Consider the following 24,095-nt stretch of genomic DNA (forward strand, 5'->3'; position numbering starts at 1 on the left):
GGGCGTCACTCCCGACGGACGCTGCTCCAATGTCGTGCGCGCCCTGGACACCGCCAAGGAGATGGGGCTGCTAACGGTCGCGCTCGCCGGCGCGGACGGCGGGGACGTCCTCGAACGGCCGTCGGTGGATCACGTACTGATGGCACACGCCGACGACCCGGTGGTCGTCAAGGAAATGCACGTCACCGTCTACCACATTCTCTGGGAACTGGTGCACGTGTTCTTCGAGCAGCCCGACGCGCTCGACCGGGAGGTGAGCGCGTGAGGCCCGACCAGTCCGGACCCAAGGCCGCCGAACCGCCGCAGACCGCGCCCGACTGCCACGAGGACGTCTGCCTCACCTGCTCCGACCAGGCCATCCCCGTGCGCATCCAGCGCCTTCTCGGTGACGGTCTGGCCCTGGCCGACACCGGAGCCGGCACCGAGGAGATCAGCGTCGCACTGGTCGACGCGGGCGCGGGAGATCTGGTCCTCGTGCACGCCAAGGAGGCCATCTCACGCGTCCAGGAGGTACCCGGCGATGAGCGGCGGTAACGACGACGCCCCGCAGTCACGGCCGTCGAGACAGCCGTTGTCGGGGCTGTACCCGTTCCTCTACTCCGACTCGGCGGGCGACATCGACGCCGGCATCATGGCCGAGGTACGGCGCTCGACGGCGGAAAAGGCGCGGGAGATCACGGAGCTGCGGCGCGGCCTCCTCGCGGAGTACCGCGACGACCTGGCCCGCTGCGCCCTCGCCATGGTCGACAGGTTCCTGGCCGGGGCCCGGCTCCTCACGTTCGGCAACGGCGGCAGCAGCACCGACGCGGTCGATGTGGCCACCACGTTCCTGCACCCGCCCAGGGGCGAGCCGCTGCCGGCGCTCTCCCTCACCGGAGACGTCGCCGTGCTCACAGCACTGTCCAACGACGTCGGCTTCGAGGTGGTGTTCTCCCGGCAGATCGCCGCGTTCGGCACCGGTAGCGACATCGCGTTCGGCCTGTCCACCAGCGGCGGATCGGAGAACGTCGTGCGCGCCCTGGAATACGCCGGCCGCCTGGGCATGCTCACCATCGGCCTGGCCGGCTACAAGGGCGGCAGGCTGGGCGAGCTGGACACCCTGGACCACCTCTTCGCCGTCCCCTCCGCCTCGGTGCACCGCATCCAGGAGGCCCAGACGACCCTCTACCACGTGCTGTGGGAGCTGGTATCGCGCTCCCTGCACGTCCATTCGCTCTCCGGGGAGAGCGCCGCGGCGAGCAGTGACGCCCAAGGAGGAACGCAATGACCACCGCACAGACCGAGCAGGAAGAATCCGTCGTCCACATCCTGTGGATCAACGCCGGCCTGAGCTGCGACGGCGACTCCGTGGCGCTCACCGCGGCGAGCCAGCCCAGTATCGAGGAGATCGTCATGGGCGCTCTGCCGGGGCTGCCGAAGGTCCAGGTGCACTGGCCGCTCATCGACTGGGACTCCGGCCCCGTCCAAGGGGCCGACACCTTCATCGAGTGGTTCTTCAAAGGCGAACGGGGAGAGCTCGACCCGTTCGTCCTTGTCGTCGAGGGCTCGATTCCCAACGAACGGCTGAAGGATGAGGGCTACTGGTGCGGTTTCGGCAACGATCCGCAGACCGGCCAGCCCATCACCACCAGCGAGTGGCTCGACCGGCTCGCCCCTAAGGCGACCGCCCTCGTGGCCGCCGGCACCTGCGCCACCTACGGCGGCATCCACGCGATGGCCGGCAATCCCACAGGCGCCATGGGAGTGGCCGACTACCTCGGCTGGGACTGGAAGTCCAAGGCGGGCCTGCCGATCGTGAACATCCCCGGCTGCCCGACACAACCGGACAACTTCTCCGAGACCCTGCTGTACCTGCTCTACCAGCTCCAGGGGAACGCCCCGATGATCCCGCTGGACGAAGGGCTGCGCCCGACCTGGCTGTTCGGCTACACCGTGCACGAGGGCTGCGACCGCGGCGGGTTCTACGAGCAGGGCCAGTTCACCCACGAGTACGGCTCGCCGGAGTGTCTGGTGAAGATCGGCTGCTGGGGGCCGGTCGTGAAATGCAACGTGACCAAACGCGGCTGGATGGGCGGCATCGGCGGATGCCCGAACGTGGGCGGCATCTGCATCGCCTGCACCATGCCCGGTTTCCCGGACAAGTTCATGCCGTTCATGGACGAACCCCCGGGCAGCAGGGTCTCCTCCGCGTTCAGCAAGCCATACGGCGGAGCCATCCGCAGGCTGCGCGGCATCACCCAGAAGACGGTCGACCAGGAACCGAAGTGGCGCCATCCCGGCCCCCGGATCACCACCGGCTACCGGCCTCCGTGGTGACCACGTTCCCGCTCACGAGAAATCCGCAGCGTCGTTGACGAAGGGCACAGCGAGATGACGGCAACCGAGCCCGCACGGAAGCGCTCCGGGCGCACACCCGGTGACAACCTGGTCGACATGTCCTGGGATCCGATCACGCGGATCGTGGGCAGCCTGGGCATCTACACCAAGATCGACTTCAAGCAGAAGGAAGTGGCCGAGTGCCACAGCACGTCGTCGATCTTCCGGGGATACAGCATCTTCATGAAGGACAAGGATCCCCGCGACGCCCACTTCATCACCAGCCGCATCTGCGGGATCTGCGGTGACAACCACGCCGCCTGCTCGGTCTACGCGCAGAACATGGCGTTCGGCGTGCAGACGCCCCCGATCGGCGAGTGGATCATGAACCTCGGCGAGGCCGCCGAGTTCATGTTCGACCACAACATCTACCAGGAGAACCTCGTTGGCGTGGACTACTGCGAACGCATGGTCCGCGAGACCAACCCCGGGGTCCTGGAGCTGGCCGAACGGACCGAGGCGCCGCATGCCGGCGAGCACGGCTACCGGACCATCGCCGACATCATGCGGGCCCTGAACCCGATGGAGGGCGAGTTCTACCGGGAGGCCCTGCAGCAGAGCCGGCTGACCCGGGAGATGTTCTGCCTCATGGAGGGGCGGCATGTCCACCCGTCCACGCTCTACCCGGGCGGGGTCGGGACCTACCCGACGGTGCAGCTGTTCACCGACTACCTCACCCGGTTGATGCGCTATGTGGAGTACATGAAGCGGGTCGTCCCGTTGCACGACGACCTCTTCGACTTCTTCTACGAGGCCCTGCCCGGCTACGAGCAGGTGGGCCGGCGCCGGATCCTGCTGGGCTGCTGGGGATCACTGAACAATCCCTACCACTGCGACTACCGGTACGAGAACATGTCGCACTGGGGTCGCCAGATGTATGTGACCCCGGGTGTGATCGTCGACGGCAACCTCGTGACCAACGATCTCGTCGACATCAACCTGGGCATCCGCATCCTGCTGGGCAGTTCCTACTACGACGACTGGACCGACCACGAGAAGTTCGTGACCCACGACCCGCTCGGCAACCCGGTCGACCACCGCCACCCGTGGAACCAGCACACCATCCCGCACCCGCAGAAGCGCGACTTCGACGACAAGTACAGCTGGGTGATGTCGCCGCGCTGGTTCGACGGCACCGACCACCTCCCGCTCGACACCGGGGGCGGTCCCATCGCCCGGCTCTGGTCGACCGCGCTGTCCGGACTGGTCGACATCGGCGGCTACGTCCAGGCGACGGGCAGCAGCGTGAAGATCAACCTGCCGCGCACCGCGACGCTCGGCGAGAAGACGTTCGAGTGGAAGATCCCGAAGTGGAGCAACGCGCTGGAACGCAACCGCGCCCGGACCTACTTCCAGGCCTACGCGGCCGCCGCGGCGATCCACTTCGCCGAGAAGGGCCTGGAGGAGGTGCACGCCGGCCGCACCCAGACCTGGCGGCCGTTCACGGTGCCCGACGAGGCGATCAGCGTCGGGTTCCATGAAGCCGTCCGCGGCGTGCTCTCGCACCACATGGTGATCCGCGACGGCAAGATCGCCAACTATCACCCGTACCCGCCGACGCCGTGGAACGCCAGCGTCCGGGACAGCTACGGGACACCGGGCCCGTACGAGGACGCCGTGCAGAACACCCCGATCTTCGAGGAGAACTCGCCCGACGAGTTCAAGGGGATCGACATCATGCGCACCGTGCGCAGCTTCGACCCGTGCCTGCTGCGGGGTCCACATGTACGTGGGCAACGGCAGGACGGTGCGGGCCCAGCACACACCGACCGCGTTCGGCGGCAGCACGTGAGAACGGCCGGATCCGAGGAAGGGGCGGCATGACAACCGACACCGACAGCTCACTGGTCCGGACCAGTGAGCGCGTGGAGCAGCTCCTGGACGAGCTGGCCGGGTCGGACCCGGGCGTACACCAGCGGGCAGAGGAGGCGATCCGGCTGCTCGTGGAACTCTACGGCACCGCACTCGGGCGCATCGTGGACCGCATCGGGCCGGAGTCCGCCGCCGGGAGCGGCGAGGAACCGCCGCTGGAGCGCCTGCTCGGCGACGACCTGGTCTCCAGCCTGCTCATCCTGCACGACCTGCACCCGTTGGACACGACCGCGCGCGTCCAGCAGGCGCTGGAGCGGGTCCGCCCCTACCTGGGCTCACACTCGGGCGACGTCGAACTCGTCAGCGTCGATCACGGTGTCGCCCTGCTGCGGCTCCAGGGCAACTGCGACGGCTGCCCGTCCTCGATAGTGACCGTTAAGGCTCCATCGAACGGGTGATCGCCGAATCCGCACCGGAGATCGAAGAGGTCCGGGTCGAGGGCATGACCGAGCCGGAGCCGGCCGACTCCGGCTTCATCCCGCTGGACAGCCTGCGCCACCGTCCGCCCGAGCACGCGATGGCCTGCACGGTGCCCGCGGAACTGGACCGGCCGGGAGCAGCGGGCGAGGAACCCGGGAAGGAGAGGGCGTGAGCAGCCCCGTCGAGAAGCCACCGGAGCCGGCGGGGCTGCGCCGCTTCCTGAAGCGCGGGCCGTCGCCGGTGCCCGGCGAACAGTGCGAGATGTGCGCCGAACCGCTGCACGAATCGCATTCCCACGTCGCCGACCTCGACCACCGGAGCGTCCTGTGCGCCTGCCGGGCCTGCCACCTGCTGTTCACCACGAAAGGGGCGGCCGGCGGCCGCTACCTCTCGGTCCCGGAGCGCTACCTGCACGACCCGGGGTTCCCGATCTCCGACGCGCAGTGGGACGCGTTGCAGATCCCCGTGCGCATGGTCTTCTTCCTCCGCAACTCCGATCAGGGGCGCACCGTCGCCCTCTACCCCAGCCCCGCCGGAGCGACCGAGTCCACGCTGCCCCTCGACACGGCGGCCGGGATCCTCGATCTCAATCCGGCTTTCGCCGACCTGGCCGACGACGTCGAGGCACTGCTGCTGCACCGGCGCGAGGACGCGTTCGAGTGCTTCCTGCTCCCGGTCGACGCCTGTTACCGGCTCGTCGGCCTGGTGCGGATGCGCTGGAAGGGATTCGACGGCGGCGAGGAGGCGTGGACCGCCATCAACGGCTTCTTCGCCGACCTCCGGGAGCGCTGCCGGAGTGTCGGTATCGGAGCACGGGGGGTACGGCGATGACGGAACTCGGCTTCGAGTGCGCCGGGGCCGAGGTCGAACGCTACGCGGCCGCACCCACCCTCAACCTGAGGCTGCACGTCGCGGAGGCGACCGGCCAGGCCATCCACAGCATCATGCTGCAGTGCCAGATCAGGATCCAGCCGCGGCAACGCGGCTACTCCGACACCGAGGCCGAGAACCTGCGCGACCTGTACGGCGAGCCCGGCAGGTGGGGCCAGACGCTGCGGCCGCTGCAGCTCGCCCAGGTGCCGCTGGTCGTTCCGCCTTTCCAGGGGGAGACCGAGGCGAACCTGCCCGTCCCCTTCACCTACGACTTCGAGGTGGCCTCGACCAAGTACCTGCACGGCCTGCGGGACGGCGAGATCCCACTGGAACTGCTGTTCAGCGGCACCGTGTTCCGCAAGGCGCCGCAGGCTTCGCCGTCGACCAGGTGCCGTGGGACCGCGAGGCCGCCTACCGGCTCCCGGTGCGCGTGTGGCGGGAGATGATGGACCACTACTTCCCCACCGAGGGCTGGATCCGGATGCGCCGCGAGAGCATCGACGCCCTCCAGGCGTTCAAATCACGCAGCGCCCTGCCCACCTGGGACGAGGCGGTAAGGCTGCTACTGGACAAGGCCGGGGAGGCGCGATGACTTTCGAGAAGGCACGCCAGGTGGCCGACGCGATCCTCTTCGAAGGCTACGTGCTCTACCCCTACCGGGCCTCGGCCGTGAAGAACCGGCTCCGGTGGCAGTTCGGCGTGATCGCACCACCGGGGGTGGCGACGGGGGAACCGGCCTTCGCCCGCACCGAATGCCTGATCGAAGCCGGAACGGCCCCGGTACTCGACCTCCGGCTGCGGTTCATGCACGTGCGCTCGCGCGTACCGACCGCACGGGTCGGCGACGGCGCCGACGCGGGGCCGCCGGACTGGGACGAGGGCGTCCTCCAGGAGGTGGACGCCGGCGTTGCGCTGGAGGGCGATTCGGGCACCCGAGAGATCCCGTTCGCGGTGGCCGGCGATGCGGAGATCCACGAGGGCGCCACCGTCCGCAGCGCCGAACTCGACGGGCTGATCACGGTCGCGTGGGAACGGTCCGCGGAACCCCGAGGACTGGTCAAGGCGACGATCCGGGTGGAGAACCACACCCGCGGCAACGATCCGGCCGCATCCCGCGAGGAGATGCTGCGCCTCTCGATGGCGTCGGCGCACACGCTGCTGCGTGTCGGCTGCGGTGCGTTCGTCTCCCTGCTGGAGCCGCCGGAGTGGGCCGCGGCCGCCGTCGCCTCCTGCCGGAACCGGCACACGTGGCCGGTGCTCATCGGGGAACCCGGCAGCCGCGACCTGATGCTCTCCTCCCCGATCATCCTCTACGACTACCCGCGGGTGGCCGCGGAGAGCCCGGCCGACCTGTGCGACGCCACCGAGATCGACGAGATCCTCACCCTGCGCACCATGGCGCTCACCGACGCGGAGAAAGCGGAGGCCCGGGCCACCGACCCGCGAGCGGCGCACATCATCAACGGCGCCGACACGATGCCGCCGGAGGTCCTGGACCGGCTGCACGGTGCGCTGCGCTACCTCGACGAGGCCACCGGGCGGACGGCTCCGGTGCCCGCCGAACCGCCTGATGCCCCCTGGTGGGATCCCGGCCAGGACGCGGCGGTGTGCCCGGACACCGACACGGTGGCCGTATCGGGCGGGACCGCGGCCAAGGGCAGCCGCGTCCGGCTGTGCCCGGGGCAGCGCCGCGCCGACGCCCAGGACATGTTCCTGCGGGACCGGATCGCCACCGTCGCGGGGGTCTTCTTCGACGTGGACGGCGAGCGCTACCTCGCGGTCACGCTCGACGACGACCTCGGCGTCGATCTGCACCAGTGGCACGGCCGGTACCTGTACTTCACCCCCGAAGAGGTCGAACTGCACCGAGACGGATCATGACGGCACGCACTCTCATCGCCGGAGTCGGCAACATCTTCCTGGGTGACGACGCGTTCGGGGTCGAGGTCGTACGGCGGCTGGCCGACCGGCCGCTGCCCGACGGCGTCCGCGCCGAGGACTTCGGGATCCGCGGGGTCCATCTCGCCTACGAGCTGCTCGACGGCTACGACGCGCTCGTCATGATCGACGCGACGCCGCGCGGCGGCATGCCCGGAACGCTCTACATGATCGAGGTCGGCCCCGAGGACGTGTCCGCCCCTGATCCGAACGGCCCGGGCCCCCTCATGGACGCGCACGACCTGACTCCGGACACCGTCTTCGCCCTGCTCACCTCGCTGGGGGGCAGGGTCGGCACGATCCACGTCGTGGGGTGCGAACCCGAGTGCGTGGAGGAACGCATGGGCCTGAGCGAACCGGTGTCGAACGCGGTCGAGGACGCGGCGCGCATGGTCTGGGAACTGGTGACGTCGAAAGAACCGAAAGGACACTCATGAAGTGGTGGGGCTGGCTGCTCATCGCACTGTCGCTGGGAGGACTCGGGCTCCTCGTCCTCCTGCTGCTTCCCGACATGAAGCGCTACATCAAGATTCGGAGGATGTAGCGGATGTGCCTGGGGATCCCCGGTGAGGTGATCGAACTTAACACCGAACAACCGGATCTCGCCAAGGTCGATGTCAGCGGAGTCCGGCGGTCCATCAACATCGCCCTGCTGGAGGAGGAGGACGTACGGCCCGGGGACTGGATCCTCATCCACGTCGGTTTCGCGCTGTCCAAGATCGACGAGGAGGAGGCGCAGGCCGCGCTCGACTTCCTGAAGACCATCGGCCAGGACTACGAGGACGAGCTCGACGCGCTCCGCCGATCGCAGATCGAGTGACACGCCGGGGCACGGCGAAGAAGGGGGGACAATGCGGTTCGTCGACGAGTACCGCGACGCGGACCGGGCGCAGGCTCTCGCGGCCAAGATCACCGATCTGTGCGAACCGGGGCGGCACTACAAGTTCATGGAGGTCTGCGGGGGGCACACGCACACCATCTACAAGCACGGCCTGGAGGACTACCTACCGGAGAACATCCAGCTTGTGCACGGGCCGGGATGCCCCGTCTGCGTCATCCCGATGGGGCGCGTCGACGACGCGATCCACATCGCGCAGCAGCCCGACGTCGTGATGACCTCGTTCGGGGACATGATGCGGGTCCCCGGGAGCACGAGGTCCTTCATCGACTCCAACGCCGACAACACCGACATCAGGATGGTGTACTCGCCGCTCGACGCTCTCAAGCTCGCCAAGGGGAACCCCGGCAAGCACGTGGTGTTCATGGCGATCGGCTTCGAGACCACCGCGCCGTCCACCGCCATGACCGTGCTGCGCGCCGCGGTCGACGAGGTGGAGAACTTCTCGGTCTTCGACAACCACGTGACGGTCATCCCGGCGATCAAGGCCGTTCTGGACTCGCCGGACCTGCGCCTCGACGGGTTCATCGGCCCCGGACACGTGTCGACGGTCATCGGCTGCCGGCCGTACGGGTTCATCGCCGAGGACTACGGCAAGCCCCTGGTGGTCGCCGGGTTCGAACCGCTGGACATCCTGCAGTCCATCTACATGCTGCTCCGGCAGCTCACCGACGGCCGTTCCGAGGTGGAGAACCAGTACAGCCGGGTGGTCCCGTGGGACGGCAACCAGGCGGCGCTGCGCGCGATCAGCGACGTCATGGAACTGCGTCCCTACTTCGAATGGCGCGGGCTGGGCTTCATCTCGCACTCGGCGCTGCGCCTGCGGGACGACTACGCGCGGTTCGACGCCGAACGCCTCTTCGAGCTGCCCGGCGTCCGGGTGGCGGACCCCAAGGCCTGCCAGTGCGGGGAGGTGCTCAAGGGCGTGCTCAAACCCTGGGAGTGCAAGGTCTTCGGGACCGCGTGCACACCCGAGACACCCATCGGCACCTGCATGGTCTCCTCGGAGGGGGCGTGCGCCGCCTACTACAACTACGGCCGTTTCGAGCGGAGCCGCGTGAAGGAGGCGACCCGCGCATGAGTACACCGCAGCGCTCCGCGGAGTGGGCGGAGCAGGCCGTCGCCGAGCACGCGGCCGCCGACCCGCACGCCGGCGGCGGCCGGACCGGCGACCGCGAGCAGCAGGTACTGGACCGCATCGACCGCGCGCGGCGGCGCAAGCCCAAGGTCAAGGACGAGCGGATCACCCTGGCCCACGGGGCGGGCGGCAAGGCCACCGGCACACTCGTCCAGGCCATGTTCCTGGAGGCCTTCCGCAACCCGGCGCTGGAACGGCTCGACGACGCCGCCGGGGTTCCCGCCGGAACGGAGCACCTGGCCCTGACCACGGACTCCTTCGTGGTCTCCCCCTTGTTCTTCCCCGGCGGCGACATCGGCGACCTCGCCGTCAACGGCACCGTCAACGACCTCGCCGTGTCCGGGGCGCGGCCGATGTACCTCTCCGCGGGTTTCATCCTGGAGGAGGGGTTCCGCGTCGAGGACCTGGCCCGGGTCACCGCCTCCATGGCCGAGGCGGCGCAGCGCGCCGGCGTGCAGATCGTGACCGGCGACACCAAGGTCGTCGAGCGGGGCAAGGGGGACGGCTGCTACATCAACACCTCGGGGGTCGGCATCGTCGAGCACGGCCTGACACTGGGGCCCGGCCAGGTGCGCCCCGGGGACACCGTCCTCGTCTCCGGCCCGATCGGCGACCACGGCATGACGATCATGCTGTCCCGAGGCGAGCTGGACATCGAGTCCGACATCATCTCCGACACCGCGCCGTTGCACGGCCTGGTGCGCGCCCTACTCGACAGCACCGACGGCGTCCGCTGCCTGCGTGACGCCACCCGCGGCGGCATGGCGACGGTCCTGAACGAGGTGGCCGCGGCCTCCGAGACCGCGGTCGTGCTGGACGAGAACGCCGTCCCGGTGCGGGACGAGGTGCGCGGCGCGGGCGAGATCCTCGGCATCGACCCGTTGTACATGGCGTGCGAGGGCCGCCTTGTGGCCGTGGTGGACGGCTCCGAGGCCGAGCAGGCCCTGGAGGCGATGCGCGCCCACCCGCTCGGCCGGGACGCCGCCGCCATCGGCGCCGTCAAGGACGATCCGCCGGCGCTGGTGCTGCTCAGGACCGAGTTCGGCGGCACGCGGATCGTGGACGTGATGATCGGCGACCCGCTGCCGCGTATCTGCTAGCGGGCCACGCCGTCCGCGGCGCCGCTATCCCGCCGGGCCGGGCCCCGCTCTCCGGGCCCGGCGGTGACACGGTCGCGCAGCCACTCGCACCAGATACCGATCCCCTCACCCCCGGTCGCCGAGACCCGGAGCACCTCTGCCCGCGGGTTGGCGCGGCGGACGCTCGACTCGAAGAAACCGGGGTCGAAGTCCAGGTGGGGCAGCAGATCGACCTTGTTCAGCAGCACGAGGTCGGCGGCGGCGAACATGTGCGGGTACTTCAGCGGCTTGTCCGCGCCCTCGGTGACCGACATGATCACGACCCGGTGCGCCTCCCCGAGGTCGAACAGGGCCGGGCAGACCAGGTTGCCGACGTTCTCGATGAGGACCACGGAGCGCGGCGGGGGATCGAGTTCGCGCAGCGCCGAGCCGAGCATCCCGGCGTCCAGGTGGCAGCCGGCACCGGTGTTGATCTGCACGGCCGCGCACCCGGTCCCGCGGACGCGCTGGGCGTCGATCAGCGATTCCTGATCGCCCTCGACGACCGATACGGGCGGCCGGCCGGCGAGCTCGCGGATGGTGCGTTCCAACAGGGTGGTCTTGCCCGATCCGGGCGAGCTCATGAGGTTGACCGCCAGGACGCCGCGGGTGCCCAGCCACTCCCGGTTGGCGCCGGCGAGCCGGTCGTTCCTGGCCAGCACCTGCTGTTCGAGGAGGACGGTGCGGGTTTCCCCGGTGTCCTCGTCGGCGGTGCCGGCCTGTCCCGCGCCGTGGCCGTTCCCATGGCCGTGGTCGTGGAGGTGCGGGGCCGCGGCCGTATCCGCCGTCACCTGGGTGATACGCGTTCCGGCGGGATCGGAACAGCCGCACGTGGCGCACATGTTTACAGTACCTCCATCGATCGGATACGCAGCTCCCGGCCGCTGATGATCCCGACGTCGGCGCTGCCGCAAGGGCACAGCGCGATCAGGTCGTCCAGCCGGAACTCCGCCTCGCACACACGGCAGCGGGCCAGGCCGGGCGGTTCGGCGATCTCCAGTCGCGCACCGGCCAGCGGGGTGCCTTCGGCGGCGAGGTCGAAGCAGAAGCGGACGGCGTCCGGAACGACCCCGGAGAGCGTTCCGATCTCAAGCGCGAGCACGCGCACCCGGGCGCCGTCGAGCCGTTCGCACACGGCGTCGACGATGCTCTGGGTGACGGCCATTTCGTGCACGCGCGAACCCTCAACAGTCACGGATGGACGGGGTGACCGGTAGGCCGGCGGTATGCCCGGCACCCGGAACGGGAGCGTCAATGTCGTCACTCACGGTAGTAGTACAGTACTGATCCGTCGCGGCGCCACGCGGGCGGGCGACGGCGGAACGGCGTCGGGCGGAATGGGCCCGGATACGTCCGGCGCGGCCGTTCCGCCCGGTATCTCGCCGCGTGAGGACGCCGGACCGCCTCATCGCCGTGCTAGGCGGTCCGGCGACGGCGGACCGCTTCGAGGCTCCAGACGACGGCAGCGGCCACCACCACGTGCATGAGCGCGAGCGCGACCCGGGTCCCTCCGTCTGTGTCAGTCAGGAAGGGGCCCGCGACCGTGAGCAGCGCGAGCCCTCCACCGATGACCTGCGCCAACCGGAGGAAACCGATCCAGAAGCGGGCCAGCAGCACCGCCGCGGCGAATCCGGCCACCAGCGGGATGGCCGTCGAGCCGAGCACTCCTCCGGCGGTCACCTCGTGCAGCTCGCCGGCGTCCGTGTAGCGGAACGACGCGCCCGCCATCTGTCCGGCGAAGAGGATGGCGAGGTTGACGAGCGCGGCGGCCGCCACTGCCATGCCGCCGGCCTGCCACCAGTTCAACCCCGGCCGCTTCACCGCCTCCGCGTTTCTAAGGGTGCCGGCGCCCGGGGCTCCGTTCTCAGCGCCGCCGCTGGAGAGCCGTGCGTTCTCCCGACCAGCCATTGGGAGCCTCCCTAGGGTGATGGAACGTGCACAGCCAGTCTGTAACCTCAACAAAAGTTGAGGTCAACCCTCCGTCGGGACCGCTGAGGCATACGGCACACCGCCCCCTGGGCGGCGACCGCCAGACCTGCTGGGACTTCCGTCCCTACGTCTGAGGGCCATTGACTCATTGCCTGGGCTTGACCTCGTATTGAGACTTGCTGGAAGGGGGGAAGCGGAGCCGCCTCCCTATCCCTGACCCGACAGCACAGCAAGGTGAGCGATGAGCGCCATACACGAGCACGCTCCGATCGACGCTTCCAGGTGGGACCTGGGGCGTCGGGCGGCGCACCGCCGCGGCGAGCTCTCCCTCTCGATCAAGGAGGTCGCCCGCCGGGCCGGCATGGCGCCCAGCTACATCTCCTACCTGGAGCAGCACCCGCCCAATCTCAGCCGCGCAGCCCTGGAGCGGCTGGCCCGAGCCCTGGAGACCTCGCCCATGACGCTGCTCGGCGCGGACACCGGACTCCCGCCGGAAGGTGCGCGCACCGTCGTTCGCCAACCGCCCCTGGAGATCCTGGACACCGAACAGAGCATGGCCCTCATCAAGCCGGGAGGCGTGGGCCGCATCGCCTTCTCCGCCGAGAACGCCACCAGCCCCACCGTGCTGACACTGGACTTCCTCGTCATCGACGACGACATCGTGTTCCGCACCGCACCGCGCGGCACCGTCACCGGCCACGCCGTCTGCTACGTGAGCTCCCAGGTGGACCGGGTGGACGGTGTCATGCGCCAGGGCTGGAGTGTGCTGGTGAAAGGGCAGGCCCGGCAGGTGCGCGACCCGCGAGAGGTGGAAGCCCTCGCCGCCGTGGCACACGTCCACTCATGGACCGGCGATGCGCGCGACGCTACGTCCGGATCACGCCGAGCGGGGTGACCGGGCGCCGCCTGCGCAACGGAGCGACACGGTAACCGGGGGAACGTCGGCGACCGGGCCCGATCTCCGGGCCCGGGAGCGCCGCACTCGCCACCCGCCCCCGCCGCTCCCTCACCACCGGGCAGAGGCCAACGGCCCGAGCGCGGGGGACATCCGGCCCTCACCCCGGAAAGCGGGAGCGGGTGAAATAGAAGCATCGATACAGAAAGATGACTGGTCATGGTCGCCTTGGCAGAACTCTCCGGTGTCGTCTTCGCCACCGACGGCGTGGTCACGAAAAGCGCCTCTCTGCACGCCGCCGCGTGGAAACGCACGTTCGACGCCTTCCTGCGCGAACGAAGCCGCCGGCACCTGGAGCTGTTCCACCCCTTCGACCTGACCCTCGACTACCTGTGCTACGTGAACGGCCGCTCCCACGGCGACGGGATCCGCTCCTTCCTCGGTTCCCGGGGAATCACACTGCCGGAGGAGCCGCCCGGAGACGCTCCCCACGCCGCGTCGGTCACCGGCCTGGCCGACCGCAAGGAGCGCTACTTCCTCGAACAGCTCCGGCGCTACGGAGTGGCGCAGTTCCCCTTCACCATGAGGCTGGTCCACCAGTTGCGGCGGCACGGCACCGCCGTGGCGGCCGTATCCCCGAACCGGGACTGCACAGCCGAGTTGCGTGCGGCCGGCGTCGACGACCTCTTCGACACGGCCGTCGACCACGCACTGGACACCGCTCACCTGGGGCTTCCCGCGCCGGGCCTCTTCCGGGAGGCCGCACGGCGCATGGGGACCGACCCGGACCACTGCACTGTGATCGAGAGCACATCCGCGGGGGTCGAGGCCGCACGCCGCGGCGGTTTCGCCTTCGTCATCGGGGTGGAGCGCACCGGCCGGACCGACGGCCTCTACCAGCACGGCGCCGACATCGTCGTCACCGACCTGGCCGAGCTGGACGGTCTGGCCGAACTGGACCGGGAGATCCCGAGCCCGGCCGTCCACGCGCCGCCGCCCGGGGACCGGCATTCCCCGATTCCGGGATCGCGCTCACTGCAGCGGTCACGGGCCGAGAGTCCCCGCGCGAAGACCGCGGCCGACCCCTGAGCAGGACCGGTCGCGGCAGCACAGCGACACCGGCCATCCGGGCGGACCCGCCGCCCCGATAACACAGCACCTCTTCCTGAACTGCGGAGACGTGCGCCACCCATGGTGCTCTGGACGTGGGCCGCTCCACCGGGTAACGATGAGACGACGGCACCGAAGCCTGGGAGGGGTGGCTACCCATGGGCCGCAGACCGGATCCCGGAATGGAGGCGGAGCTCCTTCTTCCCCATATGCGGCTCGACGACCTCCTCGGAGAGCTGCAGTCCCGCCTCAACCAGGTCGTGGCGGCGCGCGATCGGACCCACACACTGCTGGAGGCCGTCGTCTCGATCGGCAGCGGTCTGGACCTGGAGACCATGCTGCACCGCATCGTGGAGCTGTCCGCTGATCTCGTCGACGCGCGCTACGGCGCACTGGGCGTGGTCGGGGAGGCGGGGGAGCTCACCCAGTTCGTTCCTGTCGGCATCTCCGAAGAGGAGATAGCGCACATCGCGCACTGGCCGCGCGGCGAGGGCCTGCTCGGCCTGCTCATCAAGGAGCCGCACACGCTCAGGCTGAGCGAACTGAGCTCGCACCCCGAGTCGCACGGCTTCCCTGAGGGCCATCCGCCGATGCACAGCTTCCTCGGGGTACCGATCCGGGTGCACGGGGAGGTCTTCGGCAACCTCTACCTCACCCAGAAAACCAACGGGTTCGACTTCGACGAGGACGACGAGGCCGTCGTGATGGCCCTCGCCACCGCGGCGGGCGTCGCGATCGAGAACGCCCGGCTGTTCGAGGAGACGCGCCGCCGGGAGACCTGGCTGGACGCCTCTGACGAGGTCACCACGCGCCTGCTGTCGGGCGAGGACACCGGCACCGTGCTCGAACTGCTGGCCCACCGTGCGCGGGTGATGGCCGAGGCCGACATCGCGGCCATCGCCGTCCCCTCCGGCGAGAGCGAACTCGTCACCGAGGTCGTGGACGGCAGCCACGCCGATATGGTCCGCGGCCGGCGGGTCCCCGTGGACGGCACCCTGTCCGGGCGCGCGTACCGAGGCGGTGTTCCGATGGTCGTCGAATCGGTGGACAACTCGTCCATCCCGACGCCGCTGCTGTCCAAAACGGGGATCGGGCCGGCCGCGTTCATCCCGCTGGGCGTGCCGCAGCAGGTGCGCGGGCTTCTGCTGCTGGGGCGGCAGAGCGGGCGGTCCCGGTTCACGCCGTCGACCGTTCAGATGCTGCACGCCTTCGCCGGGCACGCCGCGGTGGCCATGGAGCTGGCCGACGCCCGCCGCGACACCGAGCGGCTGGTGGTGCTGGAGGACCGCGACCGGATCGCCCGCGATCTCCACGACGTCATCATCCAACGGCTGTTCGCCACGGCCATGTCCCTGATGGGCACGGCCCGCCGAATCACCGACCCGCAGTCCGCCGAACGCGTCCAGCGCGCCGTCGACGACCTGGACGAGACCATCCGGCAGATCCGCTCCACCATCTTCGCCCTGCAGAGCACCGCCGACGGCGACCAGCCGTGGCTGCGCAGCCAGATCCTGGACATCGTGCAGGGAGCGTCGGCGTCTCTGGGGTTCGCGCCGAACCTGCGGCTCGACGGCCCCATCGACAGCCGGGTACCCGACGAGCTCGCCGAGAACGTCCTGGCCGTCCTGCAGGAGGCGCTGTCCAACATCGCCCGGCACGCCGACGCCTCCCGGGTCGATGTCCTGGTGCGCGCCGACGACACTCTCAACATCGAGGTCACCGACAACGGCTGCGGCATCCCCACCGGCAGCCGACGCAGCGGCCTGCGCAACCTCGCACACCGCGCGCAATCGCACAACGGGTCGTTCAGCGTGGATTCCCCGAAAGAGGGCGGCACCTCTTTGCGCTGGCACGTCCCGCTCTCCGAGAATAGCGACGACGAATAGCGCGCGGCGCTACTCGGTGTCGGGGCCGCGTTCGGACTCGTGCTTGAGCTGCGCCGCGTAGGCCGCCGCCTGGGTACGGCGCCGCATCGACAGCTTCGCGAGCAGGCTGGACACGTAGTTCTTGATCGTCTTCTCGGCCAGGAACATGCGCTCACCGATCTGGCGGTTGGTCAGTCCCTCGCCGATCAGCTCGAAGACCCGGCGCTCCTGGTCGGAGAGCTGCCGGAGCGGGTCCTTGCGCTCGGCCTGCTCGCGCATGCGCTTCAGCATGCGGCCGGTGCTGCCGGAGTCGAGGAGGGAGCCTCCGGCGGCGACGGTCCGCACGGCTCCGACGAGGTCCGAACCGTGGATCTGTTTCAGGACGTAGCCCGACGCACCGGCCATGACGGCGTCGTACAGGGCGTCGTCGTCGGCGTAGGAGGTCAGCATCAGGCAGGCCACGTCGGGGTACTCGGACCGGATCTCCCGGCACACCTTCACCCCGTCGCCGTCGGGAAGGCGCACGTCCAGCACCGCGACGTCGGGAGAGGCGGCCGGGATCCGGGTGAGCGCCTGCGCCGCGGACTCGGCCTCGCCGACGATCTCGATGTCGCCCTCGTCCTCCAGCAGCGCTATCAGACCGCGGCGCACCACCGCGTGATCATCAAGCAGGAAGACCCGGATGAGGGAAGCGGATTCAGCCGCCATTTCATCACCTTTTTTCTACCGCTCCTAGCCCTAACAATAGGCAGCGTTCCACCGAAAAGCAGGATGGCATCGCCATAAGGGACCAAATCGAACCTGACCAGGACTTTCGTCCCCCATTCCGCGAGCGGCCCATGGCGGATCCTGTTCAGGACGGGAAAGCGACCCAACCCCAGGACACGTGATGAACAGGTACGTTGGCGACCTCATGACCACGTCGGTTGTCACTGTCGCGGAGGGCGCGAAGTTCCACGAGATCGCGGCGCTCATGCGGGAGTACGGAGTGAGCTCCGTTCCGGTGACCGACACCTCCGGTCACGTTGTGGGTGTGATCTCCAACTCCGATCTGCTTCTCAAGCTGGGTGCGCCGACCGGTGCCAACGGCACCAGACCGGACGGGGTGCAACGGGCCCGGAACGACCGGAGGAAGGCCACCGCGATCACCGCGGCCGGGCTCATGACCTCTCCCGCGACCACCATCGGACCGCAGGCCACCGCCCCGGAGGCGGCCCAGGTGATGCGGCGGCACCAGATCAAGCGCCTACCGGTGGTCGACGAGGGAGGGAAACTCCTCGGCCTGGTCAGCCGGGGCGATCTGCTGCGCGTCGACTCGCGCACGGACACCGAGATCTTCACGGAGACCAAGCGCGGGCTGACCACGGAGTTCAGATCGGCTCCGGTGGAGGCCTCGGTCAGCGACGGCATCGTGGTGCTCACCGGCCGGGTGCGCCGGCGTTCGACCATCTTCGACATACTCAGGTCGATCCGGCACATCGAGGGCGTGGTCCGCGTCGAGAACCGGCTGGACTACGAGGTCGACAACCTCTCCTCCCTTTCCCGCCCGGCCTGGTCCGCCGATCACTCGCTGGTCTGAGGCCCGGGAGGGCGTCCCGGCGATCCCGGGCCCGCCTGCCTCCCCTGCTGTCAACGGCCCCACCAGACCGGCCTGCGGCCGGCGGCGAAGTCGGCGACGGCCGTCCGGAAGTCCTCACTGCCGTAGACACGCTCCACGAGGTCGCGGCCGCCCGGCAGGTCGGCCTCAAGGAGCCGGCGCGTGGCGGTCTTCGCGGCCCACATGGTGAGGGGGGCGTGGGCCGCGAGCCGCTCCGTCAGATTCCGCGTGGCGGTTTCCAGCTCCTCCTCGGCGACGAACCGGGTGAGGAATCCCGCACTGTCGGTCTCCTCGGCGGTGAGCAGGCGCGCCGTCAACAGCATGTCCGCGACACGCGCCGGCCCCAGGTGGTGCACCAGCAGCGCTTGGACGCGCATCGCCAGGCAGTTGCCGAGCGTGCGGGCTATGGGCACCCCGAACCGGGCCGAGGGGGTTGCGATCCGCAGGTCGCAGGCTGCCGCGATGGCGATCCCGGCGCCGACGCAGTAGCCGCGGACCGCCGCAACGGTCGGCTTCTCCACCCGGGTGAGCCGACCGATGACCGCCTCGATGCGCTCCTCGTAGACCACACCGTCCGCACCGTCCTCGAAGTCCGCGAACTGCCCGATGTCGGTTCCGGCCACGAACGCCTTCTCCCCCGCGCCGGTGAGCACCACCGCGCGGATCCGGTCGTCGCGGTCGGCCTGTTCACACGCCTCGACCAGCCCGTCGTACATGTTCCACGTCATGGCGTTGTGCTGGGCGGGCCGGTTGAACGTCACCGTCAGCACCGGTCCTTCCACCGACACCAGCAGTTCATCGGCGGAGCCGGCAGCGGAATCAGTGGGGGTCGCTGTCTCGTCCGTCATGACCGGCTCCCTTCGGCCGCGGTGCCCCGCGCCTCTCTCGATACCAGCAGTTCCTCGATCTCGGTACCGGACAGTCCGATCTCGGAGAGCACGGAGCGGGTGTGCGCGCCCAGGGACGGTCCGGCCTCCTCCCGCGACACTGGGGTGGACCCGAACCGCATGGGCGAGCCCAGTTGGCGCACCGGTCCGACCTCGGGGTGCGGCGCGTCCCAGAAGTAGTCCCTCGCGGCGAGGTGGGCGTCGGTGAAGACGCCGCCGTAGTCGGAGATGGGCGCGCAGGGCACGCCGGCGTCGTTGAGCGCGTCCACCAGCGCCTTTGTCGGCCACTGCGCGGTGGCGGCCCCGATCACCGGGATCAGGCCGTCGCGGTGCTCGTTGCGCCCGTAGGCGGTGGTGTAGCGCGGGTCGTCGGCGAGGTCCAGGTTCAGCACGGCGCAGAGGCCGCGCCAGGTGTTCGCGGTGATGGCACCCACGGTGATGTGCCCGTCCGCGGTGCGCAGGGCCTGGTAGGGGGCCGCGGACTGGTGGGCGGAGCCAAGCCGGCCGCCGACCTCGCCGGTGGCGAAGTACCGGCCGGCCTCCCAGACCGCGAGCGACACCGCCGATTCCATCAGCGAGACGTCGATGTACTGCCCGTCGCCGTCCGGACCGCGTTCGTGCAGCGCGGATGTCACGGCCAGCGCGGTGTAGAGACCGCTGACAAGGTCGCAGACCGGCACCCCCATCTTGGCGGGCCCGCTGTCGGAGGTGCCGGTGACGCTCATCAGACCGGCCCTGGCCTGGGCCATGATGTCGAGTCCGGGCAGCCCCGCGAGCGGGCCGTCCTGCCCCCACCCCGAAACCGAGGCGTAGACCAGCCGGGGGTTGCGCTCGTGTACCGGGGCGAGGTCCAGGCCGAGTCGGCGCATCGCCCCCGGCCGCAGGTTCTCCACGAGCACGTCGCTGTGCTCGGCCAGACGCAGGAACGCCTCTCTTCCTCCCTCGGCCTTGAGGTCGAGGGCCACGGACCGCTTGTTGCGGTTCATCCGGAGGAACGGCGAACTCTCGCCGTCGACGAACGGCCCCGTCTGCCGGGTCGGGTCGCCGTCCTCGGGGTTCTCCACCTTGATCACCCGGGCGCCGAGGTCGGCGAGTTGCATCGTGGCGAATGGGGCGGCCATGAAGACCCCCACTTCCAGCACGGTGATCCCGGTCAACGGGGCGGGGCGGTGCGCTACCATGACGCTTGGCGTTCTCCTTCGCTGTGGGCGGTGGCGGTCCCGGGCGCGTGCGCGACCCGGGCGGCTCCTGGAGGACCGCTGGTGGCGGCGGGCACCGCTGGAACGGCGGCCCCGGCCGTCGAAGCGGGAATGTCCGGCTCTTCGCCACGGACGAGGAGCGTGCGGTCACTGCGCGTCCTCCGTCTCCGGGGCGTACATCATGAAGGAGCGCTCGGGCACGGCGCCTCCAGGTGCACGATCGCGTCCGGGCCGAGCGGCGCCGCGTCCGCCGTTTCCCGATACCACGGAACGTTTTCCGGCCCGGACTATTGTAGACAGTAGCCAGAGGTTGCTATAGAGGCACAGCACACCGGCCAGAGACTCGGCTCATACCAGAGGACCGCCGCGCCCCGAGTCCCTCGCGGGGAGCGCGTCGGCACGTCCGGCCAGTGCACGCACTGCACAGCGCGGTTGGACCGCAGCGAGCGGAAAGGGCGAGGCATGGCACCGGTCATCGATTCCCACCAGCACTTCTGGCGGGCCTCCCGGAAACACCCGCCGGGAAGCGCCGGCGCGCGCGGAGTCCTCGACGCCGACTACGGCCCCGAGGACCTGGGCGGGCAACTGCGCGCCGGCGGTGTGGACGGCACGGTGCTCGTGCAGTCCATCGACTCCGCCGAGGAGAACGACCGCCTCGCCGACTACGCGGCGGCGCCGTTCGTCTCGGGCGTCGTCGGCTGGCTGCCGCTGGCTCGGCCCGGCCCGGCTCTGGAGGAGCTGGCGCGGATCCGCGTCCCCCGGCTCCGGGGGGTGCGCTGCCAGGTCGGGCGGGAACCCCTGGACCACCTGGAGCGGACCGACGCGCTGGAGGTGTTCCGCCGGCTCGCCGAGCACGGACTGTGCTGGGACATCGTGCCCGTTACGGCGGAACAGGCGGCCTCGGTCGCCCGCATCGCGCGGGCGGTGCCCGAACTGCGCATCGTTGTGGACCACCTGGCCCGGCCCCCGCTGGACACGGGCGAATGGCGCCCCTGGGCGGACAATGTCACGGAACTGGCGCAATCACCCAACGTCGCCCTGAAGGTCTCAGTCGGCCGGGACGTGCTCACCAACTGGCCCGCGTGGAACGGCGACCAGCTGCACCGCTACGTCGACTGGGCGGTGCGCGGCTTCGGCCCCCGCCGCCTCATGCTCGCCAGCAACTGGCCGGTCGTGCTGCTGCGCGCCTCCTACACCGGCGCCTGGGGCGACCAGGTCGCCGCGTTGCAGGCCGCCGGAGTGGACGGCGAGGACCTGGAGGCGGTGCTGGGCGGCACGGCCTCGCACTGGTACGGCCTGCCCGAGAACACCGCGCCCTGACACCGACGCTTCTCGGGAAGATCGGGCCTTCCTCCGGAAAAACGGCTGCCCTGCCCGCGTCGTGCCCGATCAACCCCGGCGGTCCGGATGCGGCCATGGCCGCGACACGCGGTGTGGGTGGCTTTACGTTCGCCCTGTAGTGCCCCGAGTCCCGGGAGAGACCGTGATGGGCAAACGCGGCGAACCAGCCGAATGCGGCGTGTGCAAGGGCAAGGGCGGTTGGAACGAGTCCGACGACGGCAACCAGCGGTGGGTGCGGTGCTGGGGATGCAGCGGAACAGGTCAGCGGTGGCCCCTGGAGAGAAAGCGCTCGCGGCGGTCCCGCGGGAGCCCTTCATCCCCGAGACGATCTACGTCCCCAGTGAGGACACCGGGTGGCTGATCCCGCTACGGCGCGCTGAGGATCCCGATCGGTGGCGGTCCCGCGTCTGCGGGACGGGCCGATCGTCACCGCCGTGGAGCCGGACCCGCGTGTACCCCGCGACCTCCTCGACTCCGCGAGCGGGCGGGGATATGTGTCCGCCTCCTCCAGCAGCGACCCGCGCATCATGGCCCGCATGCTCGACCTGCTGGGGTTGGGGCCGGGTATGCGGGTGCTGGAGATCGGCACCGGCACCGGGTACAACGCCGCCCTGCTGGCGCACCTGGTCGGGGCGGGAAACGTCACCAGTGTGGAAGTCGATGCCGGTCTCGCGGAGAACGCCCGGGCCTCCCTTGAGGCGGCCGGGTGCCCGGTGCGGGTGGTCACCGGCGACGGCGTCGAGGGATGCCCGGACGGGGCCCCCTATGATCGGGTCATCGCCACCGCGGCGGTGCGCGCCCTGCCGCATGCGTGGGTGGCCCAGACCCGGCCGGGTGGCATCATCCTCGCCCCGTGGGCGCCGGTGTTCCACCCCGACGGCCCACTCGGTGTGGTCGCGGTCGGCGCAGATGGTCACGCTGAGGGGCGATTCGTAGAGCCGGCGCCGTTCATGCCGATGCGTGGCCAGCGGGTGGGCCCACAGGAGGCCCAAGACGTGCGTGAGTGGTGGCAGGGCTTGGGCGAGCCCGCCTGCTCCCGGTTCGGCCTGACCGTGACCGCCGAGGACGAGCACCTGCTGTGGATGGACGAACCGGGCCGGGTGCTGTTTGGAGGCTGAGCGGTTTCAACGCGCGCCGCTCAGCGGAATGGAAGGCGATGTGTCCGGCCGTAGCCAGGCACGGTCGTTACCCTGTCTCTCTCACGGCCCATTGGCACCCCAGCAAGCTCAACGCTGAACACGTCGACCACTTCGGGGCTCGCAGCCTACTCAAGGCAGAACCGGCCAACTGTGCGGAATGCCGTGAAGGAGTCGACGGCGACTGGCCCGTGCACGGGCCAGGGCCCCTAACGGGGTCTACAGGCCGCCGCTTTGGATGTCCGCCAGGAAGGCGGACCATTCGGTGGGAGGGAAGGAGAGGTGCCCGCGCTCACGGTTCTGGGTGTCACGGACCTTGACTTCCGCTGGCGATTCGGCAACTTCAACACAGTTCTGGCGGACACCACCGCTGTATGACGACTTGTGCCACGCCTGGTCATCCATGGTTCAACCTTTCCAGCTCATCCCGGAGGAGTTGTAGCGACTCCTTCCGGGACAGAGCCTCAGATTGGATGTCGCTGAACAGAACCCGGAACTGCTGCACGCGAACAGGATCATCGATCATCCGCCCGGAGTCCGCAGACTCCACATACACCACATCTGGTGACGTAGGGGACGCTATCAGCGTAAACGGACCTGCCAGACCGGCATGACACCCGGTCCCCACTATCTGAATCGAGACGCGTCCGCGTTCTAGCAGTTCAACGACGTGCGACAGTTGTCCCGCCATAACACCATGGCCACCCCACGCGCCGTTGAGGATCGACTTATCCAGAACGGCACGGTATGTGGGGGACGTAGCCGAAATGAACCGCTGTGCCCGATCCATCCTCGCCTTGACGGCCGCCTTGACCTCATCCTGGGATGCACAGGGTGAGACGGTCTGGACCACGGAACGGGCGTAATCCTCGGTCTGGAGCAGCGCAGGAAACAGCGCCTCGTGAGACTCCATGATCGACACGGCGTGCCGTTCCAGGTTCGCCAGATCATCCAGCCACACCGGTTCGCCGTCGCCTGCGAGCGTCGCCCAGAGCCGTTCCAGCCGCCCGTCCGCTTCTAGGGCACGGTCAACGTCCGCTACAAGCCGCAAGTCCGGCGTGCGCTTACCACGTTCGATGTTGCCCATGTGTGTCTGGCTGACGCCTACCTCATTGGCTAGCCGGAGCTGCGTATACCTCTTGAGACGCCGCTGCCGATTGACCTCGCGTCCGAACCGCCTGTTGATCTCTATCTGCTGTGCGTCCATGAATTCATCTCAGCACGGAATAAGTCACACGCACGGATTAATCAACAAGATCACTCCCTAACTACATAGCCGTAGTTTTCTAACCTTCAGGACGGCAGGGTGGACGAGACATGAAAAGCCCTAGCGACCGTGGGAGCGGCCCTAGGGCGTGGCCACCACTCACCGGAGGAGTGATGACGTTGTCCATCCTGCCAGCACGGCGCAGCCGCCGTATCCGGCCCTACCTGCTCTGCCTGGAACGCGCTCAGGCCACCCGCGAGGCCGCTTTCAGCCGCTCCTCCGCACTTCTCGCCGAT

28 protein-coding genes and 1 pseudogene are annotated in these 24,095 nt (G+C 69.4%); 21 read left to right on the forward strand and 8 right to left on the reverse strand.

What is annotated here, in order from left to right:
- Positions 1 to 34 precede the first annotated feature (34 nt).
- From VS93_RS31785 to hypE, 15 genes and pseudogenes are all read left to right on the forward strand, one after another.
- The gene (locus tag VS93_RS31785) at positions 35 to 265 is read left to right on the forward strand and encodes a hypothetical protein (RefSeq protein ID WP_236700572.1); all 231 of its coding nucleotides are present in this window, start codon (positions 35 to 37) and stop codon (positions 263 to 265) included.
- The gene (locus VS93_RS15785) at positions 262 to 534 is read left to right on the forward strand and encodes a HypC/HybG/HupF family hydrogenase formation chaperone (protein WP_046470688.1); all 273 of its coding nucleotides are present in this window, start codon (positions 262 to 264) and stop codon (positions 532 to 534) included. The genes VS93_RS31785 and VS93_RS15785 overlap by 4 nt, the downstream gene beginning before the upstream one ends.
- Positions 521 to 1,267, forward strand: a complete 747-nt coding sequence (locus VS93_RS15790) for a D-sedoheptulose-7-phosphate isomerase (protein WP_082126923.1) — start codon at positions 521 to 523, stop codon at positions 1,265 to 1,267. The genes VS93_RS15785 and VS93_RS15790 overlap by 14 nt, the downstream gene beginning before the upstream one ends.
- Positions 1,264 to 2,316, forward strand: coding sequence for an NADH-quinone oxidoreductase subunit B family protein (locus VS93_RS15795; RefSeq protein WP_046470689.1), 1,053 nt, complete (start codon positions 1,264 to 1,266; stop codon positions 2,314 to 2,316). Before VS93_RS15790 ends, VS93_RS15795 begins: the two co-directional genes overlap by 4 nt.
- 54 nt (positions 2,317 to 2,370) lie before the next feature.
- The gene (locus VS93_RS15800) at positions 2,371 to 4,200 is read left to right on the forward strand and encodes a nickel-dependent hydrogenase large subunit (protein ID WP_236700573.1); all 1,830 of its coding nucleotides are present in this window, start codon (positions 2,371 to 2,373) and stop codon (positions 4,198 to 4,200) included.
- Positions 4,197 to 4,646 (forward strand): NifU family protein, encoded by a 450-nt coding sequence (locus VS93_RS15805; RefSeq protein WP_052745791.1) that lies wholly within the window; start codon positions 4,197 to 4,199, stop codon positions 4,644 to 4,646. Before VS93_RS15800 ends, VS93_RS15805 begins: the two co-directional genes overlap by 4 nt.
- A complete protein-coding gene (locus tag VS93_RS31790) occupies positions 4,643 to 4,840 on the forward strand; it encodes a hypothetical protein (RefSeq protein ID WP_052745792.1) in 198 nt (65 codons plus the stop codon). Before VS93_RS15805 ends, VS93_RS31790 begins: the two co-directional genes overlap by 4 nt.
- On the forward strand, positions 4,837 to 5,499 hold the full coding sequence (locus tag VS93_RS15810; protein ID WP_046470690.1) for a DUF5947 family protein: 663 nt from the start codon (positions 4,837 to 4,839) through the stop codon (positions 5,497 to 5,499). Before VS93_RS31790 ends, VS93_RS15810 begins: the two co-directional genes overlap by 4 nt.
- Positions 5,496 to 6,133, forward strand: a pseudogene (locus tag VS93_RS15815) (DUF6084 family protein). The gene VS93_RS15810 and the pseudogene VS93_RS15815 overlap by 4 nt, the downstream one beginning before the upstream one ends.
- A complete protein-coding gene (locus VS93_RS15820; protein ID WP_046470691.1) occupies positions 6,130 to 7,422 on the forward strand; it encodes a hypothetical protein in 1,293 nt (430 codons plus the stop codon). The pseudogene VS93_RS15815 and the gene VS93_RS15820 overlap by 4 nt, the downstream one beginning before the upstream one ends.
- Entirely contained in the window at positions 7,419 to 7,916 is a 498-nt protein-coding gene (locus tag VS93_RS15825; RefSeq protein ID WP_046470692.1) for a hydrogenase maturation protease, read from the forward strand. The genes VS93_RS15820 and VS93_RS15825 overlap by 4 nt, the downstream gene beginning before the upstream one ends.
- Positions 7,913 to 8,023: a DUF6893 family small protein gene (locus VS93_RS33460; RefSeq protein WP_394298827.1), complete on the forward strand. Its 111-nt coding sequence runs from the start codon at positions 7,913 to 7,915 to the stop codon at positions 8,021 to 8,023. The genes VS93_RS15825 and VS93_RS33460 overlap by 4 nt, the downstream gene beginning before the upstream one ends.
- A 3-nt stretch (positions 8,024 to 8,026) precedes the next feature.
- On the forward strand, positions 8,027 to 8,299 hold the full coding sequence (locus VS93_RS15830) for a HypC/HybG/HupF family hydrogenase formation chaperone (protein WP_046470693.1): 273 nt from the start codon (positions 8,027 to 8,029) through the stop codon (positions 8,297 to 8,299).
- Positions 8,300 to 8,330: 31 nt separating this feature from the next.
- The gene (hypD, locus tag VS93_RS15835; protein ID WP_046470694.1) at positions 8,331 to 9,458 is read left to right on the forward strand and encodes a hydrogenase formation protein HypD; all 1,128 of its coding nucleotides are present in this window, start codon (positions 8,331 to 8,333) and stop codon (positions 9,456 to 9,458) included.
- Complete coding sequence (gene hypE, locus VS93_RS15840; RefSeq protein WP_082126924.1) at positions 9,455 to 10,615, forward strand: hydrogenase expression/formation protein HypE; 1,161 nt, start codon at positions 9,455 to 9,457, stop codon at positions 10,613 to 10,615. Before hypD ends, hypE begins: the two co-directional genes overlap by 4 nt.
- Here the strand turns inward: hypE and hypB are convergent.
- The 3 genes from hypB to VS93_RS15855 all read right to left on the reverse strand — a co-directional run bounded on the left by hypB (position 10,612) and on the right by VS93_RS15855 (position 12,541).
- The gene (gene hypB, locus VS93_RS15845) at positions 10,612 to 11,475 is read right to left on the reverse strand and encodes a hydrogenase nickel incorporation protein HypB (RefSeq protein WP_046470695.1); all 864 of its coding nucleotides are present in this window, start codon (positions 11,473 to 11,475) and stop codon (positions 10,612 to 10,614) included. The two genes, hypE and hypB, sit on opposite strands and share 4 nt — an antisense overlap.
- 2 nt (positions 11,476 to 11,477) lie before the next feature.
- Complete coding sequence (locus VS93_RS15850) at positions 11,478 to 11,798, reverse strand: hydrogenase maturation nickel metallochaperone HypA/HybF (RefSeq protein ID WP_236700577.1); 321 nt, start codon at positions 11,796 to 11,798, stop codon at positions 11,478 to 11,480.
- A gap of 251 nt (positions 11,799 to 12,049) precedes the next feature.
- On the reverse strand, positions 12,050 to 12,541 hold the full coding sequence (locus tag VS93_RS15855; protein ID WP_052745793.1) for a DUF6069 family protein: 492 nt from the start codon (positions 12,539 to 12,541) through the stop codon (positions 12,050 to 12,052).
- Positions 12,542 to 12,803: 262 nt separating this feature from the next.
- On the opposite strand from VS93_RS15855, the gene VS93_RS15860 reads away from it, so the two are divergent.
- The 3 genes from VS93_RS15860 (at position 12,804) to VS93_RS15870 (ending at position 16,453) form a co-directional block, all read left to right on the forward strand.
- Complete coding sequence (locus VS93_RS15860; RefSeq protein WP_236700574.1) at positions 12,804 to 13,457, forward strand: helix-turn-helix domain-containing protein; 654 nt, start codon at positions 12,804 to 12,806, stop codon at positions 13,455 to 13,457.
- A gap of 219 nt (positions 13,458 to 13,676) precedes the next feature.
- Positions 13,677 to 14,546, forward strand: coding sequence for an HAD family hydrolase (locus tag VS93_RS15865; RefSeq protein ID WP_156184867.1), 870 nt, complete (start codon positions 13,677 to 13,679; stop codon positions 14,544 to 14,546).
- Between the two features lie 179 nt (positions 14,547 to 14,725).
- Positions 14,726 to 16,453, forward strand: coding sequence for a sensor histidine kinase (locus tag VS93_RS15870; protein WP_046470697.1), 1,728 nt, complete (start codon positions 14,726 to 14,728; stop codon positions 16,451 to 16,453).
- 9 nt (positions 16,454 to 16,462) lie between these two features.
- Here VS93_RS15870 and VS93_RS15875 read toward each other — a convergent pair whose 3' ends face one another.
- On the reverse strand, positions 16,463 to 17,140 hold the full coding sequence (locus tag VS93_RS15875; protein WP_046470698.1) for a response regulator transcription factor: 678 nt from the start codon (positions 17,138 to 17,140) through the stop codon (positions 16,463 to 16,465).
- 181 nt (positions 17,141 to 17,321) lie between these two features.
- On the opposite strand from VS93_RS15875, the gene VS93_RS15880 reads away from it, so the two are divergent.
- A complete protein-coding gene (locus VS93_RS15880; protein ID WP_046470699.1) occupies positions 17,322 to 18,011 on the forward strand; it encodes a CBS domain-containing protein in 690 nt (229 codons plus the stop codon).
- 50 nt (positions 18,012 to 18,061) lie between these two features.
- Here VS93_RS15880 and VS93_RS15885 read toward each other — a convergent pair whose 3' ends face one another.
- Positions 18,062 to 18,877, reverse strand: a complete 816-nt coding sequence (locus VS93_RS15885) for an enoyl-CoA hydratase (RefSeq protein WP_046470700.1) — start codon at positions 18,875 to 18,877, stop codon at positions 18,062 to 18,064.
- Positions 18,874 to 20,097 carry a CaiB/BaiF CoA transferase family protein gene (locus VS93_RS15890; protein WP_046470701.1) on the reverse strand — a complete coding sequence of 408 codons (1,224 nt, stop codon included), beginning with the start codon at positions 20,095 to 20,097 and terminating at the stop codon, positions 18,874 to 18,876. The genes VS93_RS15885 and VS93_RS15890 overlap by 4 nt, the downstream gene beginning before the upstream one ends.
- 480 nt (positions 20,098 to 20,577) lie before the next feature.
- Between VS93_RS15890 and VS93_RS15895 the strand changes: the two genes are divergently transcribed.
- Both VS93_RS15895 and VS93_RS15900 read left to right on the forward strand, forming a co-directional pair.
- Positions 20,578 to 21,435 (forward strand): amidohydrolase family protein, encoded by an 858-nt coding sequence (locus tag VS93_RS15895; RefSeq protein ID WP_046470702.1) that lies wholly within the window; start codon positions 20,578 to 20,580, stop codon positions 21,433 to 21,435.
- A 413-nt stretch (positions 21,436 to 21,848) separates the two neighbouring features.
- Positions 21,849 to 22,574, forward strand: coding sequence for a methyltransferase domain-containing protein (locus VS93_RS15900; RefSeq protein WP_236700575.1), 726 nt, complete (start codon positions 21,849 to 21,851; stop codon positions 22,572 to 22,574).
- Positions 22,575 to 22,811: 237 nt separating this feature from the next.
- Here the strand turns inward: VS93_RS15900 and VS93_RS28235 are convergent, their stop codons facing one another.
- Both VS93_RS28235 and VS93_RS15905 read right to left on the reverse strand, forming a co-directional pair.
- Positions 22,812 to 22,997, reverse strand: coding sequence for a DUF397 domain-containing protein (locus VS93_RS28235; protein ID WP_082126925.1), 186 nt, complete (start codon positions 22,995 to 22,997; stop codon positions 22,812 to 22,814).
- Positions 22,990 to 23,799: a helix-turn-helix domain-containing protein gene (locus VS93_RS15905; RefSeq protein WP_052745794.1), complete on the reverse strand. Its 810-nt coding sequence runs from the start codon at positions 23,797 to 23,799 to the stop codon at positions 22,990 to 22,992. Before VS93_RS15905 ends, VS93_RS28235 begins: the two co-directional genes overlap by 8 nt.
- Positions 23,800 to 24,095 lie beyond the last annotated feature (296 nt).

Origin of the sequence: Allosalinactinospora lopnorensis (assembly GCF_000981225.1) — a bacterium.
Lineage (GTDB): Bacteria > Actinomycetota > Actinomycetes > Streptosporangiales > Streptosporangiaceae > Allosalinactinospora > Allosalinactinospora lopnorensis.